Source organism: Kitasatospora sp. NPDC023120 (assembly GCF_055560835.1).
This window is the reverse complement of record NZ_JBVHHY010000010.1, coordinates 270,182-285,344: the sequence shown is the minus strand read 5'-3', so window position 1 is coordinate 285,344 and position 15,163 is coordinate 270,182. Positions and strand designations below refer to the sequence as shown.

Below are 15,163 nucleotides of genomic sequence, written 5' to 3'. Positions count from 1 at the left end.
AAGCTAAGCCTCACAGCGCCGATGGTACTGCAGGGGGGACCCTGTGGGAGAGTAGGACGCCGCCGAACAATTCTTCAGAAGAACCCCCAGCCGGGGAAACCGGGCTGGGGGTTCTTCGCATTTCCGGGTACCGAAAGAGCCAGTCCGACCGGCGCGCGTGGGCGGGTTCGCGCTGCTGACAGCGTGCCGGCTGGTGCGCCAGCATGGGCGCATGCCCGAGATGACGAGGACCTTCCGTCGGATCGCCGATGACCACGTCGCGCAGGTAGCCGCCCTCGACCCGCTGACCTCGACCAGACTCGGGCTGCACCCCGAGGACGACCGGCAGTCGGACCTGTCACCGGAGGGCTTCGAAGCGCTCGCCGACCTCGCCCGACGGACACTGACCGCGCTCGACACCGCCGAGCGGACGGCCGGCACCCCAAAAGTCACCCCCGAGGACACCGCCGAACGCGACTGCGCCCGCCTGCTGCGCGAGAGGCTGACCGCCGAACTCGCCGTGCACGAGGCCGGGGACCACCTGCGCCAGCTGCGCAACGTCAACTCGCCGCTGCACAAGGTGCGCGGCGTCTTCACCATGATGCCCACCGACACCGACGAGCACTGGGCAGCGATCGCCGGGCGGCTGCGCAACACGCCCGGTGCGCTGGACGGCTACCGGGCGACCCTGGCCGAGGGCATCGAGCGCGGGCTGCTGAGCGCTCCCCGCCAGGTCCGTGCGTCCATCGCCCAGCTCGACGCCTGGACCGGCCAGGACGGCGGCGGCGCAAGCTGGTTCACCGGGTTCGTGTCAGCGGCACCGGCCCGGTTGCGGACCGAACTGGACGCCGCTGCCGAGCGCGCCACCGCCGCCGTGGCGGACTTCCGGGACTGGCTGTGCCGCACCTACCTGCCCGCCGCCGACGGCACCCCGGACGCGGTCGGCCGGGAGCGCTACCTGCGCTCCTCCCGCTGGGCGAACGGCGTCGAGGTCGACCCGGCCGAGGCGTACGCGTGGGCCTGGGAGGAGTTCCATCGGACGGTCGCCGAGATGCGGGTGGAAGCCGAGCGCGTCCTGCCCGGCGCCGGCGTCCGGGCCGCGATGGACCACCTCAACCGGGACGGCCACGCGATCGAGGGCGAGGAGAACGTCCGCGCCTGGCTCCAGCAGATCACCGACGAGGCGATCGACGCCCTGGACGGCACCCACTTCGACCTCGCCGGTCCACTGCGCCGGGTGGAGACCCGGATCGCGCCGCCGGGAAGCTCGGGCGCGCCGTACTACAACGGTCCCAGCCTCGACTTCAGCCGCCCCGGGCGGACCTATCTGCCCACCCTCGGCCGACGCACCTTCCCGACCTGGCAGCTCGTCAGCACCTGGTACCACGAGGGTGTCCCCGGCCATCACCTGCAGACCGCTCGCTGGACCGCCTGCGCCGACCGGCTCAGCAGCTACCAGATCACCCTCGGCGCCGTCAGCGCGGACAAGGAGGGCTGGGCGCTGTACGCCGAGCGCCTGATGGACGAACTGGGCTTCCTGACCGACCCGGCCCGGCGGCTCGGTTACCTGGACAAGCAGATGCTGCGGATCATCCGGGTGATCGTGGACCTCGGCATGCACCTGGAGCTCGCCATTCCCTCCGGTACGGGCTTCCACCCGGGTGAGCGCTGGACCCCGGACCTCGCGACCGCGTTCATGGCCGCCCACCACGGCAGCGACACCCGGCGCCGCACCAGCGAGATCGACCGCTACCTCGGCTGGCCCGGCCAGGCGATCGGCTACAAGCTGGGCGAACGGGCCTGGCTGCGGGGCAGGGAGGCGGCCCGGCGCCGCCTCGGCCCCGACTTCGACCTCCGGGCCTGGCACACGCGCGTGCTCTCCCGGGGCTCGGTCGGCTTGGACGACCTGGCCGCCGACAACGCGCCGTAGGCCCGTGGGCCGTGGGGCGGGCGTGCCCGGTGCGTCCGGCCTACTTCCCGGTGAACAGCAGGTCCTCGATGGGCCGGGTCATCCGCACCGTGTTGCCCATGACCTGGACGACGTTCTGCAGGCCGACGGTGGGCGGCTTGCGGCGCTCCGGGACGGTGAACTCGTCGGCGTCGCCGGCCAGGAAGGCGGTCAGGCAGCCCAGGTCGGTGCCGAACAGCCGGACGTAGTCGATCAGACGGCGGTACAGCTTGGGCAGGATCACGAGGTCGTTGGCGAGCGCGTCGAGGCTGTCGACCTTCGCGCCGGTGGTGGTCACGTCGTGCAGCCAGACGCTGTCGGGGCCCTTGGCCGCACGGGCCTTCTGCGCGGTGGCGGTCAGGTCCGTGCGCAGCTTGTCGGGGAGGCCCTCGTAGAAGGTGGGGTAGACCAGCCCGAGGGAGAGCAGGTGGTGGTTGGCGGTGGAGCGCAGCATGCCGAGGGTGACGTCCAGGTGGAAGCCGCTCCGCGCCCGCTCGGGGGGATCGCCGGTCTCCGGTGGGTCGCCGCGTCCGACCAGTGCGATGCAGCGGTTGAAGGGATCCGCGCCGCCGGTGAGGATCCAGCCGGGGACGGAGTCCGGCGTCGAGAGGACGACCTTCTCCTCGCTGTCCTGCGCGATCTCGGTGAAGCCCAGCCACTTCAGCAGCTCGTCGCGGGCGGCGTGCGCGCCGAGCTTCAGCGGCTGGTGCGCGAAGTCCGGGCCGACGCCCTTGTAGTGGGTTTCGAGGGCGTCGATCGCGTCCAGCCGCAGCGAGGCGCCGCCGTGGTCGTTGCGCTTGACCCGGTTGGGGCCGGGCACGTCGCCCCAGAAGCCCGGGTCCTGCGGGAGGAAGGAGACGGTGTCGCCGTCGGGCCGGTCGTGGAACACCTGGTACGAGCCGGTGATGAGCACCATGGACATGTCCGCCTCCCGGAGCTGACAGGGCGCCACCGCCGCGGCGCCGGGCCGGCGGTCTGTCCCTATGCGAAGTGCTCGGGCCCGGCCGGGGCCTGGGGCGGCGGATCCGGTGGCGGTCGTCCGCGTCGTCCTTCCTTCCACCATGCGCCCGTTCAGCCGCGATGTCACCCCCGGGCGGCAACGGTCACGCACCGTGAGACCGGGCGGTGGAACGCCCGCCCCGCCCCCGCGTCCGGGGCGCGGACGCGGAGGAGCGACGGCCTGGTTCTCCGTCCCGACCCCGCCCCACCCCTGTTATCTGACGGACCGTCAATGCAGCGCGTCGTAGGACCAGTTCGGGTCGCGCCCGGTGAGGGCCAGCAGCCGGTCCTGGTCGTCGGCGCCCGCCTCGGCGGTGCGCGGTGGGTCGAACAGGCCGGTGCCGGCGAGGTTGTGGTAGCCCTGGAACTCGTCGAGTGCGTACCGGGCGTTGCCCGGTGGCATCCGGCCGGTCTCGCCCAGCGCCCGGGCGAGGTCCCAGCCGTGCACGACGGTCTCGGCGGTCAGCTCGCGGGCGTACCCGCCGGCGTCGCGCGTCCCGTACGGGAGGTGCACCAGCAGGTCCGGCGCGCCCTCCTGGTGGAGCGCGCGCACTGCGGTGTCGGCGGCCATCGCCCATACCCCGACGGGGTTGCGGCCCAGTACGTCGCCCTCGAACCGGTGGCCGATCGCCTCCGGGGTGTACCCGGCCACCGCCTGGCACACCCAAAGGTGCTGCGCGGCAAGGTGGTTGACCAGTGCGCGGACGTCCCAGTCCCGACACGGTGTGGGGGCCGCCCAGCCGTCTTCCGGAACGGCCCGCACCAGGCGGGTCACCTCCGTCACGGCTGCGACGTAGCGTTCACGGACCTCGATGTGGAAACCGGCTGTGTGCGGACATTCCATCGGAGGGCCTCCCTCCTGCCCTGCTAACTCTCAGTAAACCGCCACCGGGAGTGACTTGCCAGGTTTACGGAGGGTCGGATTCCAGGGGTGTCCGGTCGGTTCCTCCCTGTCAGCGGCCGAGGTCCTCCAGGACGGCCTGCGCCGCGTTGTGTCCCGGGATGCCGCTGACCCCGCCGCCGCGGATGGCTCCCGCACCGCACAGCAGGACTCCGGGCCGGTTCGTCGCCACACCCCAGCGCGCGGCCGCGCTGCCACCCGAATCCGCGGCGCGGTCCTCGTCCCGGTATGGGAAGGCGAGGTCGCGGTGGAAGATGTGGCCGCCCGGCAGTCCGATCTCCCGCTCCAGCTCCGGCGGCGTCCTCGCCTCGACGCAGGGCCGGCCGTCGGCGTCGACGGCCAGGCAGTCGGCGATCGGCTCCGCCAGTACCGCGTCCAGCTGCGCCAGGCTCGCGGCCAGCGCACGTTCCTTGGCCGCCGGATCGCCGAACAGCCGGGCGGGCATGTGCAGGCCGAACAGGGTCAGCGTCTGGAGCCCCTGCCGGACCGCCTCCGGGCCCAGGATCGACGGGTCGGTGAGGGTATGGCAGTAGATCTCGGAGGGCGGCGCGGAGGGCATCCGGCCGGACCGCGCCTCGGTGTACGCGGTCGCCAACTGCCGGTAGCCCTCGGCGATGTGGAAGGTCCCCGCGAAGGCATCGCGCGGGTCCGCGGAGGTGTCCCGCAGGCGCGGCAGGCGGCGCAGCACCATGTTGACCTTCAGCTGGGCGCCCTCGGGGGCGGGCCCCGGATCGTCGCCGAGCAGCCGGGCCAGGACGGCGGGTGCGGCGTTCACCAGCACCCGGCGCGCCGCCACCGTCCCCTCGGCGCCGCCGTCCGCGACCCGGTACGACACCTCGGCGTCGCCGCGGCTGCCGTCGTCCCGGTCGGCGGCGACGGCCGTGACCTCGTGGCCGGTGCGGATCTCCGCGCCGGCCGCCAGCGCCGCCTCGGCCAGCGCACCCGTCACCGCGCCCATCCCGCCGACCGGGACGTCCCAGTCGCCCGTCCCGTTGCCGATCACGTGGTAGAGGAAACAGCGGTTCTGTCGGAGCGAGGGGTCGTGGGCGTGGGTGAAGGTGCCGATCAGCGCGTCCGTCAGCACCACCCCGCGCACCAGGTCGTCCACGAAGCTCCGCTCGATCACCGCGCCGAGCGGCTCCTCGAACAGCGCCGCCCAGGCCGCGTCGTCCCCGACCCGTCGGCGCAGCTCCGCGCGGGAGGGGAGCGGCTCGGTGAGGGTGGGGAAGACCCGCTCGGCGATCCTCCCGGTGGTCCCGTAGAACCGCTGCCAGGCCTGCCACTCCGCGTCCCCGCCGGTCAGCGCGCGGAACGAGTCGCCGGTCCGGACCGGGTCGCCCGCGTCCACCAGCAGGCCGGTCGGCTTCCCGTCGCGCTCGGCGGGCGTGTACGAGGCGATCCGGCGCCGCCGCAGCTCCAGCCGTAGCCCGAGGTCGCGGACGATCTTCCGCGGCAGCAGGCTCACCAGGTACGAGTAGCGCGACAACCGGGCGTCCACCCCCGGGAACACCTGCGCGGACACCGCCGCCCCGCCCACCCGTGCCAGCCGTTCCAACACCAGCACCCGCTGCCCGGCGCGCGCCAGATAGCCCGCCGCCACCAGCCCGTTGTGCCCGCCGCCGACGATCACGACGTCGTACCGCGAGGACGCGTTCGTGTTCATCCGGCCACGCTACGCCACAACCCGGGGGTGTGGAACAGTCGCGCAGCGCGCTCCTCTTCCGCCGGCCGGGCGGTGGAGGCCTTTCCCCCGGCGGGCGGCGGCCCCACAATGGGCGGGCGGATCATGAGGGTTGGGGGGACCGCAGTGGAGTGGCTGCTGGGGATCGGTGGAGCCCTGTTGCTCGGCGTGGTGACCAATCTGGTGTACGACTTCGCCAAGTACGGCGGCTCGCGCATCGGTTCACGGATGCCGGCGCCGCGGGTCCGGCGGGCGAGCCTCTCGGAGGCGGCCCGGGCGCACGACCTCCGGGCGGACGGGCTGGCGCCGCTGATCACCTGGTCGGCGGCCCGGCCGCTGACCCCCGGCACGCTGGTGACGTCGTACGGCGGCCGGGTGGTACGCCCGCACGTGCTGGACGCGGTCGGGTGGGACGACGAGGTGGCGCGCCAGCGGGCCGCCGGGGCGGCGGGCCGGACGGCGTACATCTCACGGCTGACGGTCGACCACGGGGAGCACAGCGCGGCCCGGGTGTGCGAGGTGACCATCGCCGAGAGTGACTACGCGGAGTGCATGGCCACCACCCGGCTGGGCCGGGAGGACCCGGAGGCGGGCCGACTGCTGCGCGAGGCTCTGGACGAGGGGCTGAGGAGCTTCGTCGCCGCCGCACCGCCCACGATGATGAGCGCCTGCGTCGCGGTGCGGGACCGGGCGGGCCGGCTGCTGCTGCTCCGGCGCTCGCTGGCGGTGAGGACCTTCCCGGCGCAGTGGACGGTCGGGATCAACGAGACGATGAAGTACCGCGACGAGCCGGGCGCCGCCGAGGACTTCTACGCGCTGGTCCACCGGGCGCTGGAGGAGGAGCTGGGGCTGCAGCCGGCCGACGTCGGGCCGCCGGTGATCACGTGGCTGGGCTGGAGCGAGCCGGCCTCCTGCTACACGCTGGTCGCCACCGTGCGGGCCCGGCTCGACGCGGCCGAGATCGACCGCCGCCGCGAGGCCTGCCACAGCACTTTCGAGCACGACATGGCGGTCTGGGTGCCGTTCACCCGCCGCACGGTGTCGCAGCTGGTCGAGGGCGGGGCCTGCCCGGACGGCTCGCAGCGCTGGTCGTACCTGGCGCCGCTGGTGGCCTGGGAGGCCTGGCGGGCGGCGCAGCAGGTGCGGGGCGGGTAGGCGGAAGGAGGCTGGGGCCTGGGGCGTCAGCGGAGGGCGGGCTGCCAGTCCGCCGGGCCGTCGGCCGGGAGGTGGTCGGGCAGGCCGGGCGGCCGGCGAATCGTCGTCCGGGCGCACGGCGGTACGGTGGACGTGGCCAGCCGGCCCGGCCGTACGGTGTTCACCGTCCGGGTGTGGGGCCGGTCGTCAGACCTCCGTCCTCCGGAAGCGCTGCCGGTAGTCGGTCGGCGTGGTGCCGAGGCGGCGGCGGAAGGCGCGCACCAGGGTGTCCGTGGTGCCGAACCCGCAGGCGGTGGCGATGCGTTCGAGCGTGGCGTCGCCCGACTCCAGCTGGTGGCGGGCGAGTTCGACCCGGGCCGACTCGATGTAGGCGCTCGGGGTGGTGCCCAGCTCGGTCTTGAAGATCCGGGTCAGCTGCCTTTCGCTGATGTGGGCGTGGGCGGCGAGGTCCGGGACGGTGAGCCGCCCGGAGAGGTTGCGCAGGATGTGGTGGCGCAGCTCCTCGATCCGCCGGGTGGTCGAGACCGGCTCCAGCGGAACGCTGAACTGGCTCTGGCCGCTGGGGCGTTTGAGGTACATCACCAGCTGGCGGGCGACCCGCAGCGCCAGCTCCTCGCCGAAGTCCTCGGCGACCAGGGCGAGCGACAGGTCCAGGCAGGCGCTGATGCCCGCGCCCGTCCAGACCTCGCCCTCGCGGATGAAGATCGGGTCGGCGTCGACCTCGATCTGTGGGTGCTCGGCGGCGAGTTGGGCGGCCGTTGACCAGTGCGTGGTGGCGCGCCGCCCGTCCAGCAGCCCGGCGGCGGCGAGCAGGTGCGCGCCGACGCAGACGCTGGCCACCCGGCGCGAGCGGGCGGCCAGGGCGCGGACCCGGGCGACCACCGCCGGATCGGTGAGCGCGCGGACCCGGCGCCGGTCGTCCACCTCGACGGAGCCGGGCACCAGCAGGGTGTCGATGCCGCCCTCGGCGGCCTGGTCGAAGGTGATGTCGGGCAGGATCCGCACGCCCGCCGCGGTGGTGACCGGCGCCAGGGTCTCGGCGGCGAGGACGACCCGGTAGCCGGTGGCGTCGTCGGTCTCCCGCCGGACCAGCGAGAACACCTCCGGCGGGCCGGTCACGTCGAGCAGGTCCACGCCCTCGAACAGGACGATGACGATCAGCCGCCGGACGGTCGCCCTCCCGGTGTCGGTCTCCATGGGTGCCCCCTCGATGTCGGAATCTGCATGTTAGACGGCATTGCCGACATGCGAGCGCCGCCCGTAGCGTTTCCCGAGGCAGGGCGCACCGGGCGGCACCGGACGTGACCTGCAGGAATCCGACCCCTTCCGGCTTGTGAAAGGCGGCACCGCTGTGCCCACGACGACCCTGCGCACCCTCGGCGGACTCGAAGAGAAGCCGGCCTCGCTCGGCGACGCGACCGTGATCCTGATCGACTACCAGAACACCTACGTGCGCGGCGTGATGGAACTGGAGGGCTGGCAGGAGGCGCTCGACGCCGCCGCCGACCTGCTCGCCCGGGCCCGGGCGGCCGGCGCCACCGTCATCCACGTGATCAACGACGGCGGCGCGGGCACCCCGTACGACATCCGGGCCGAGATCGGGCGGATCCACCCGAGCGTGGCGCCCGCCGAGGGCGAGCGGGTGGTGGTCAAGCAGGTGCCGGACGCCTTCGTCGGCACCGACCTGGGCGAACTGGTCGACGCGGCCGGCCACCAGGACGTGGTCGTCGCCGGGTTCATGACCCACATGTGCGTCGCCTTCACCACCGCCGGAGCCTTCCTGCGCGGCAACCGGCCGACCGTCGTGGCCGCCGCCTGCGCGACCCGCCCGCTGCCCGCCGCGGGCACCGAGCTGACCGCCGCCCAGGTCCACCGCGGCGCGCTGGCGACGATCGGGGACCTGTACGGGGTGGTGGTGGAGTCCCCGGCGGACCTGGGCTGAGGCGAGCCCGACCGACCGCACCCGCCGCCTGCCCGGTCGTGCGAGCCCGACCGGTTGCCGATGTGCTTGTTCACCGCCGCGTCGCTGATGAAGAGTTCGGCGGCCAGGTTGGCGTTGGAACGGCCCTGGGCCATCAGGGCCGGCACCTCGCGTTCGCGGGCGCTGTCCCGGATCCCGGCAAGGTCCCTCCCGCCACAGGCCGGTCAGGGGTGGGTCGGGGTGCGGCGGGGTTGGCGGGGGAGGGGGAGGGCGAGGGCCTCGGGGGAGGTGGGCGGGAGGGCGAGGGCGGAGGCGGTCTCGGCGGGCAGGGCGTGGAGGCCGAGGAGGGCGGCGGTGAGGCGGGTGGTGGCGCGGTGCCAGTCGGGGACCCGCTGGAGCATGGCGTGGCCGCTGCCGGTGACGGTGTAGCCGCAGACCCGGGCGCCGGCGGCGCGGCTGCGGGCGGCGAAGGCGCGGGTGTCGGCGGGCGGGGTGACCTTGTCGCGGTCGCCGTGCAGCATCAGCACGTCCCGGCCGGCCAGTTGCTCGCACGGGTCCTCGGCGGGGCACCAGGGGGCGAGGGCGACCAGGCCGGTGACGGACGGGTGTCCGCCGGCCTGGAGGGCGGCGCGTCCGCCCATCGAGTGGCCGATCAGGACGGTCGGTACCGGGCCGAGCAGCGCGGCCAGTTCGTCGAGCGCGGTGAGCGCGTCGCGGGCGGCGTCGGCGCGCTCGCCGTTCCAACCGCGGTGGCGGTAGCGGACGGTGCCGACGGCGATCCCGGCGTCGGCGGTCGCCCTGGTCAGCGCGCGCAGGAAGCCGTGCATCCGCAGCAGGGGGAGGTTGAGGCGGCCGGGCCGGGCGAGGTTGTGCTCCTCGCCGCCGTGCAGCACCAGGACGGCGGCCCGCGCCCGCTCCGGGCTGGTCCGCCAGTGCAGTGCCGGGTGTCCCACCGCGCTGTCCGCCGCCGTACCGCTCACTGCCGCACCGTCCCGTCCGTCCCGCCCCGTCACCCGTCCTCGGGACCGCCACTGTACGCGGGCGGACCGCCGGACCGTTCACCCGAGGGAGCCATCCCGGACACCGGGCGCGCGGACCGGACGGGGTCCGCCGACCGGGCCGGCGCTACCGGACCTCCAGCAGGCCCTGCTCGCGCACCAGCCAGCAGATCGCGGTCAGCCGGAGCACGGCGTAGTCGTAACCGACCGGCTCCCGCCAGCCGATCTCGGCGAGGGCGTCCAGGAACCCCAGCGCGTAGTCCGACAGCTCCGCGCGGTCCAGGGGGCGGGGCGCCAGCTCCGGCCCCTGCGCGTACAGCAGCTCGCGCAGCATCGCCGCGTGCTGGTCGACCGCCGCGACGAAACCGGGCTCGAAGGCGAACTCGGCCAGCCGCGGCGTGAAGGCCGTCACGATGCCGGGCAGCGGGCAGCCGGCCGGCTCGTCGGGGGAGCGCCGGGAGGATTCGTCGGGGGTCGCGAACATCCGTCCACGGTAGGCGAGCCCGGCGGCGGGAGCGGAAGGCCGTGACGGTTCCGTGCTGAGACCTTGGCCACCCGTGCGGGGTGTCGGTACGTTCCGTGGTCCGGCCGGTTCCCTACGCTCACGATCGGGGCGGTCCGTACCAGAATGGGCCGCATGGATCTTCGCATCTTCACCGAACCCCAGCAGGGCGCGAGCTACGAGACCCTCCTGAAGGTGGCCCGCACCGCCGAGGACCTCGGCGCCTTCAGCGCCTTCATCCGCTCCGACCACTACCTGAAGATGGGCGGCGCCGACGGCCTGCCCGGCCCCACCGACGCCTGGATCACCCTGGCCGGCCTCGCCCGCGACACCCGCACCATCCGCCTCGGCACCCTGATGACCGCCGCGACCTTCCGGCTGCCGGGCGTCACCGCGATCCAGGTCGCCCAGGTCGACGCGATGAGCGGCGGCCGGGTCGAGTTCGGCCTCGGCGCCGGCTGGTACGAGGCCGAGCACACCGCCTACGGCATCCCCTTCCCCAAGGAGAAGTTCGGGCGGCTGGAGGAACAGCTGGCGATCATCACCGGGCTGTGGAACACCAAGCTCGGCGACACCTTCGACTTCGCCGGCGAGTACTACACCCTGACCGACTCGCCCGCGCTGCCCAAGCCCGCCCAGGAGCGCATCCCGGTGCTGGTCGGCGGCCACGGCCCGAAGCGCACCCCGGCGCTGGCCGCCCGCTTCGCCGACGAGTTCAACCTGCCGTTCGCCTCGCTGGACGACTCCGCCGCCCAGTTCGGCCGGGTCCGCGCCGCCGTCGAGGGGGCCGGGCGCTCGGCCGACGACCTGGTCTACTCCAACGCCCTGGTCGCCTGCGTCGGCCGGGACGACGCTGAGGTGGCCCGCCGGGCCGCCGCCATCGGCCGCGAGGTCGACGAGCTGAAGGAGAACGGCCTGGCCGGCACCCCGGACGAGGTGGTCGAGAAGATCGGCCGGTACGCGGCCATCGGCAGTGAGCGGATCTACCTGCAGATCCTCGACCTGGACGACCTCGACCACCTGGAGCTGGTCGCCGCCCGGGTCGCCCCGCAGCTCGACTGACCCGACTGAGGAGCCCCGGCGCGCGCCTCCGACGGGAGCCGGGCCAGTGACGAAAACGTCCCGAAACGGGCCCGGTCCTGCAACAGGCCCGGGCCCGGCAAGGACCGTCCGTACCCGTTCCGACCTCCGCCCTTTACTCGCTCTTGGGAATGCGCCATGCTCCTGACCAGGGAACGGCGGGGGGAGATCCGGTGAGCGGGACGGGAACGGCGCGGGCGGCGGTGCCGAGGGTGCCGCTGCCGCGCACCACCGCGGAGCGCGTCGTCTTCCCCCCTCCGCACGACCCGCCCGCCCTGCACGAGCTGCGCGGACCCGGCCCGGCGGCGCTGCGCTACCCCGCCGGCGACCTGCTGGTCGTCACCGGACTGCCCGGCAGCGGCAAGAGCACCCTGATGCGCCGCTGCGTCCGCGCCCCGCTGATCGACTCCCAGCTGGTCCGCGAGGAGTACGCGGCCCGGCTGCCCGGCCGCCTCCCGTACGCCCTCTACCGCCCGGTCGCCCGGCTCGCGCACTACCGGCGGCTGCGCCGCGCGGTGCTGGACGGCGGACCGCTCGCGGTGCACGACTGCGGCACGCTGCCCTGGGTACGGACCTGGCTCGCGCACACCGCCGCCCGGCAGGGCCGCCGGGTGCACCTGCTGCTGCTCGACGCCGACCCGGCCGAGGCGCTGGACGGGCAGCGGCGGCGCGGGCGCGGCGTCTCGGGCTACGCCTTCGCCCGGCACCGGACCGCCGTCGCCCGGCTGCGCCGGCGGATCCTCGGGGACGGGCGGCTGCCGACGGGCTGTGCGTCGGCCGTGGTACTCGACCGGGGCGCCGCGCGCGCCCTGCGGGAGATCGACTTCACGGCGTCGTAGTCTCGGCGGGTCGCGCCGGGCAGTACGCCGGCGGGTCCGGCCGGAGGGCGCCCGGGCGCGGCCGAGACTCCGTCAACTCTCCCCGTCAGGAGCGCAGATGCGCCGTACTGCCCGGGTTCGCTCGCGTGCCCCCCGCCTGTTCCCCTGCGCCGCCGCGCTGGTCGCCGCCGCCGGTCTGAGCCAGTTCGCGGCACCGGTCCCACACCGGGCCGCCGCCGTGGCCGCCCCGAGCACCGTGTGCGACGGCGCCGAGGCCGACGCCGGAGCCGTCGGGGCCGCTGCCCGGAAGCCGGCCGGCAGCCAGACCGGGAAGGACCCGAACGCCGTCAGCGCCGCCCAGGCCCGGGCGATGCAGGCAGAGCTCGACGACCGGCTCGCCGCCCTCACCACCACCCGCGCGCCGATCGGCGCCCCGACCACCATCCCCGTCTACGTCCACGTCATCCACGACGGCGACTCCGGGAACCTGGACGACCTCGCCGTCGCCGCCCAGGTCGACCACCTCAACACCACCTACGGCGGTCAGGGTACGGGCAACACCGGCACCCAGTTCCACTTCGAGCTGGCCGGCGCCGACCGGACCGACAACGCCTCCTGGTACACCGGCATGACGCCCGATTCGGCCACCGAGCGCGCGATGAAGACCGCCCTGCACAGGGGCGACCAGGGCACCCTCAACCTCTACACCGCCCGACTCGGCCAGTCCCTGCTCGGCTGGGCGACCTTCCCGAACGCGTACCGGTCGAACCCGACCGACGACGGCGTGGTCGTGCTCGACGACTCGCTGCCCGGCGGCTCCGCCACCCACTACAACGAGGGCAACACCGCCACCCACGAGGTCGGCCACTGGCTCGGCCTCTTCCACACCTTCCAGGGCGGCTGCCTGCTCCCGGGCGACTACGTGGAGGACACCCCGCCCGAGCGCGGCGCCGCCTACGGCTGCCCCGAGGGCCGCGACACCTGCCCGACCCCGGGGCTCGACCCGATCCACAACTTCATGGACTACAGCTACGACTCCTGCATGAGCCAGTTCACCCCGGGACAGGTCAGGAGGATGGCGAACACCTGGGCGGCTTACCGGAGTTGATCTGAAAGGCGAGCTAGCAGTTGATCTATGTTCGTAGGGTCGGGGCCTGTCAGCGGCCCGTCCACCAGCCCCGTCCAGCAGGAGCAACCGAAGGAGCAAGGCCATGAGTTCCATCCCCCGGATCGTCGTCGGCGTGGACGGCTCGCCCGCCTCCGAGCAGGCGCTGCGCTGGGCCGTCGACTACGCGACGGCCGTCCGCGGGACGGTCAGCGCGATCGCCGCCTGGGAGTACCCCGCCTTCTACGGCTGGGCCGGACAGGGCGTGCCGACCGTCGAGACCTACAACCCCGAGGAGCTCGCGGGCAAGACCCTCTCCAACACCGTCCACAAGGTCGTCGGCGACGACCCGGCCGTACGGATCAGCGAGAGCGTGATGCCCGGCAACGCCGCCATGGCCCTGCTGGAGGCGGCCAAGGGTGCGGCGCTGCTCGTCGTCGGCAGCCGCGGGCTCGGCGGGTTCTCCGGCGTACTGCTCGGCTCGGTCAGCCGCCACCTCACCGAGCACGCGCCGTGCCCGGTGGTCGTCGTCCGCGAGGGTCAGGCCCCGTCGGAGTAGCGCACCCGGGCGCGGGGCCGCACCGGGCCGCCATGCGGACGAGAATGGAGGCATGCCAGAAGGTGACTCCGTCTACCGCGTGGCGGCCCGGCTGCACGAGGCCCTCGCCGGACAACTGCTGACCAGCGCTGACCTGCGGGTGCCCGCGCACGCCACCGCCGGCCTCGCCGGCCGCCGGGTGCTCGAGGTCGCCCCCCGCGGCAAACACCTGCTCACCCGCCTCGAAGGCGGCCTCACCCTGCACACCCACCTGCGGATGGACGGCCGGTGGGAGGTCTACCGCCCCGGCGAGCGGTGGACCGGCGGCCCCGCCTGGCAGGTCCGCGCCGTCCTCGGCACCGAACAGGGCACCGCCGTCGGCTACCGGCTGCCGGTCGTCGAGCTGCTGCGCACCACCGACGAGCAGCGGATCGTCGGCCACCTCGGCCCGGACCTGCTCGGCCCCGACTGGGACCCGGTCGAGGCCGTCCGGCGACTCCTCGCCCACCCGAGCCGCCCGGTCATCGAGGCCCTGCTCGACCAGCGCAACCTGGCCGGGATCGGCAACGTCTACGCCAACGAGCTGTGCTTCGTGGCCGGCGTGACGCCGTGGACCGAGGTCGGCGAACTCCCGCACCCCGACCGGCTGGTGGAGCGCGCCCGGCAGATGCTGGAAGCCAACAAGCTGCGCCCCGGCCACATCACCACCGGCGACACCCGGCCCGGCTACCGGCACTGGGTCTACGGCCGGGCCGGACGGCCCTGCCCGCGCTGCGTCACCCCCGTCGTGAGCGGGCGTCAGGGCTCGCCCCCGCGGGACCGGTCGGTGTTCTGGTGCCCGTACTGCCAGCGCGGCCCGGCCCCGACCCCGGCCCGGGCGGCGCGGCGGGGTTAGAACTGCTCGACCAGGGCGGGGTGGCGGGGGTCGTCCATCCGGACGGTGAGGTCGGCGAGCTCGGTGGGGACGGTCTCGGCCTCGTAGCGGGCGAAGGCGGGGAGGGTCCACTGGCGGTCGGCGGGGGTGCGGCGGGCCAGGGCGGCCGGGGTGAGGGCGAGGTGGACGGTGAGGTCCAGCGGCAGCCAGCGGCCGAGCAGCAGCGCGCCGTCCAGCAGCAGCACGCCGTTCGGCGGGAGCACGGTGTACGGGGCGCGGGTGGAGCGGTCGGTGACCGGGTCGCGCAGGGAGGGCAGGACCCGGCCGGTGCCACCGGGCTCCAGCGGGTCCAGGACCTCGCGCAGCAGGGCGCCGTCATCCAGCCAGAGGTCGTGGAAGGCGTCCGCGTCGTGGTGGCCGTACTCCAGCCGGATCGACGCCGGGCGCAGGAAGTCCTCCGCCGACACCCGCAGCGTGGGGCGGCCGCGCAGCCGCAGCGGCTCCACCAGGGCGTCGGCCAGCGCCTTGGGGCGGGCGGCCGGGGCGCCGTCGACGGCCACCCGCAGCCGGCGCCCGGCGGCGTCGGGCAGGGCGGTGACGCGGTCGGCGAGCAGCTCGGCCAGGTTGTCGGGGGAGATCGGGCGTACCTGCATCGGGCCGTCCT

General features: G+C 74.3%; 15 protein-coding genes, 1 rRNA gene and 1 pseudogene. 9 read left to right on the top strand and 8 right to left on the bottom strand.

What is annotated here, in order from left to right:
* A 5S ribosomal RNA gene (rrf, locus tag ACZ3TI_RS17515) occupies positions 1 to 68 on the top strand; the annotation flags it as partial.
* Positions 69 to 211: 143 nt separating this feature from the next.
* Positions 212 to 1,909: a DUF885 domain-containing protein gene (locus tag ACZ3TI_RS17510; protein ID WP_465727088.1), complete on the top strand. Its 1,698-nt coding sequence runs from the start codon at positions 212 to 214 to the stop codon at positions 1,907 to 1,909.
* A gap of 40 nt (positions 1,910 to 1,949) precedes the next feature.
* On the opposite strand, the gene ACZ3TI_RS17505 is transcribed toward ACZ3TI_RS17510, so the two are convergent.
* The 3 genes from ACZ3TI_RS17505 to ACZ3TI_RS17495 form a co-directional block, all read right to left on the bottom strand.
* Positions 1,950 to 2,849 carry a nuclease gene (locus ACZ3TI_RS17505; RefSeq protein ID WP_465727087.1) on the bottom strand — a complete coding sequence of 300 codons (900 nt, stop codon included), beginning with the start codon at positions 2,847 to 2,849 and terminating at the stop codon, positions 1,950 to 1,952.
* Positions 2,850 to 3,155: 306 nt separating this feature from the next.
* Complete coding sequence (locus ACZ3TI_RS17500) at positions 3,156 to 3,710, bottom strand: TIGR03086 family metal-binding protein (protein ID WP_465727086.1); 555 nt, start codon at positions 3,708 to 3,710, stop codon at positions 3,156 to 3,158.
* A gap of 169 nt (positions 3,711 to 3,879) precedes the next feature.
* A complete protein-coding gene (locus ACZ3TI_RS17495; protein WP_465727085.1) occupies positions 3,880 to 5,490 on the bottom strand; it encodes a phytoene desaturase family protein in 1,611 nt (536 codons plus the stop codon).
* A 123-nt stretch (positions 5,491 to 5,613) separates the two neighbouring features.
* Here ACZ3TI_RS17495 and ACZ3TI_RS17490 point away from each other — a divergent pair, with 123 nt between their 5' ends.
* Complete coding sequence (locus ACZ3TI_RS17490) at positions 5,614 to 6,663, top strand: hypothetical protein (protein ID WP_465727084.1); 1,050 nt, start codon at positions 5,614 to 5,616, stop codon at positions 6,661 to 6,663.
* Positions 6,664 to 6,849: 186 nt separating this feature from the next.
* On the opposite strand, the gene ACZ3TI_RS17485 is transcribed toward ACZ3TI_RS17490, so the two are convergent.
* Positions 6,850 to 7,860, bottom strand: a complete 1,011-nt coding sequence (locus ACZ3TI_RS17485; RefSeq protein WP_465727083.1) for a GlxA family transcriptional regulator — start codon at positions 7,858 to 7,860, stop codon at positions 6,850 to 6,852.
* A gap of 154 nt (positions 7,861 to 8,014) precedes the next feature.
* On the opposite strand from ACZ3TI_RS17485, the gene ACZ3TI_RS17480 reads away from it, so the two are divergent.
* Complete coding sequence (locus ACZ3TI_RS17480) at positions 8,015 to 8,605, top strand: isochorismatase family protein (RefSeq protein WP_465727082.1); 591 nt, start codon at positions 8,015 to 8,017, stop codon at positions 8,603 to 8,605.
* 65 nt (positions 8,606 to 8,670) lie between these two features.
* On the opposite strand, the pseudogene ACZ3TI_RS17475 reads toward ACZ3TI_RS17480, so the two are convergent.
* The 3 genes and pseudogenes from ACZ3TI_RS17475 to ACZ3TI_RS17465 form a co-directional block, all read right to left on the bottom strand.
* Positions 8,671 to 8,778, bottom strand: a pseudogene (locus tag ACZ3TI_RS17475) (LuxR C-terminal-related transcriptional regulator); the annotation flags it as partial.
* Positions 8,779 to 8,808: 30 nt separating this feature from the next.
* A complete protein-coding gene (locus ACZ3TI_RS17470; protein ID WP_465727081.1) occupies positions 8,809 to 9,564 on the bottom strand; it encodes an alpha/beta hydrolase in 756 nt (251 codons plus the stop codon).
* A 145-nt stretch (positions 9,565 to 9,709) separates the two neighbouring features.
* Positions 9,710 to 10,066: a DUF6401 family natural product biosynthesis protein gene (locus ACZ3TI_RS17465; protein WP_465727080.1), complete on the bottom strand. Its 357-nt coding sequence runs from the start codon at positions 10,064 to 10,066 to the stop codon at positions 9,710 to 9,712.
* 153 nt (positions 10,067 to 10,219) lie between these two features.
* Here ACZ3TI_RS17465 and ACZ3TI_RS17460 point away from each other — a divergent pair, with 153 nt between their 5' ends.
* The 5 genes from ACZ3TI_RS17460 to ACZ3TI_RS17440 all read left to right on the top strand — a co-directional run bounded on the left by ACZ3TI_RS17460 (position 10,220) and on the right by ACZ3TI_RS17440 (position 14,520).
* Positions 10,220 to 11,146 carry an LLM class F420-dependent oxidoreductase gene (locus ACZ3TI_RS17460; protein ID WP_465727079.1) on the top strand — a complete coding sequence of 309 codons (927 nt, stop codon included), beginning with the start codon at positions 10,220 to 10,222 and terminating at the stop codon, positions 11,144 to 11,146.
* Between the two features lie 149 nt (positions 11,147 to 11,295).
* A complete protein-coding gene (locus tag ACZ3TI_RS17455) occupies positions 11,296 to 12,003 on the top strand; it encodes an AAA family ATPase (protein WP_465727078.1) in 708 nt (235 codons plus the stop codon).
* Positions 12,004 to 12,100: 97 nt separating this feature from the next.
* Positions 12,101 to 13,090 (top strand): zinc metalloprotease, encoded by a 990-nt coding sequence (locus ACZ3TI_RS17450; RefSeq protein ID WP_465727077.1) that lies wholly within the window; start codon positions 12,101 to 12,103, stop codon positions 13,088 to 13,090.
* Positions 13,091 to 13,193: 103 nt separating this feature from the next.
* On the top strand, positions 13,194 to 13,646 hold the full coding sequence (locus tag ACZ3TI_RS17445) for a universal stress protein (protein ID WP_465727076.1): 453 nt from the start codon (positions 13,194 to 13,196) through the stop codon (positions 13,644 to 13,646).
* 52 nt (positions 13,647 to 13,698) lie between these two features.
* Positions 13,699 to 14,520: a DNA-formamidopyrimidine glycosylase family protein gene (locus tag ACZ3TI_RS17440; RefSeq protein WP_465727075.1), complete on the top strand. Its 822-nt coding sequence runs from the start codon at positions 13,699 to 13,701 to the stop codon at positions 14,518 to 14,520.
* Here ACZ3TI_RS17440 and ACZ3TI_RS17435 read toward each other — a convergent pair.
* Positions 14,517 to 15,152 (bottom strand): nucleoside/nucleotide kinase family protein, encoded by a 636-nt coding sequence (locus tag ACZ3TI_RS17435; protein ID WP_465727074.1) that lies wholly within the window; start codon positions 15,150 to 15,152, stop codon positions 14,517 to 14,519. The two genes, ACZ3TI_RS17440 and ACZ3TI_RS17435, sit on opposite strands and share 4 nt — an antisense overlap.
* Between the last annotated feature and the right edge of the window lie 11 nt (positions 15,153 to 15,163).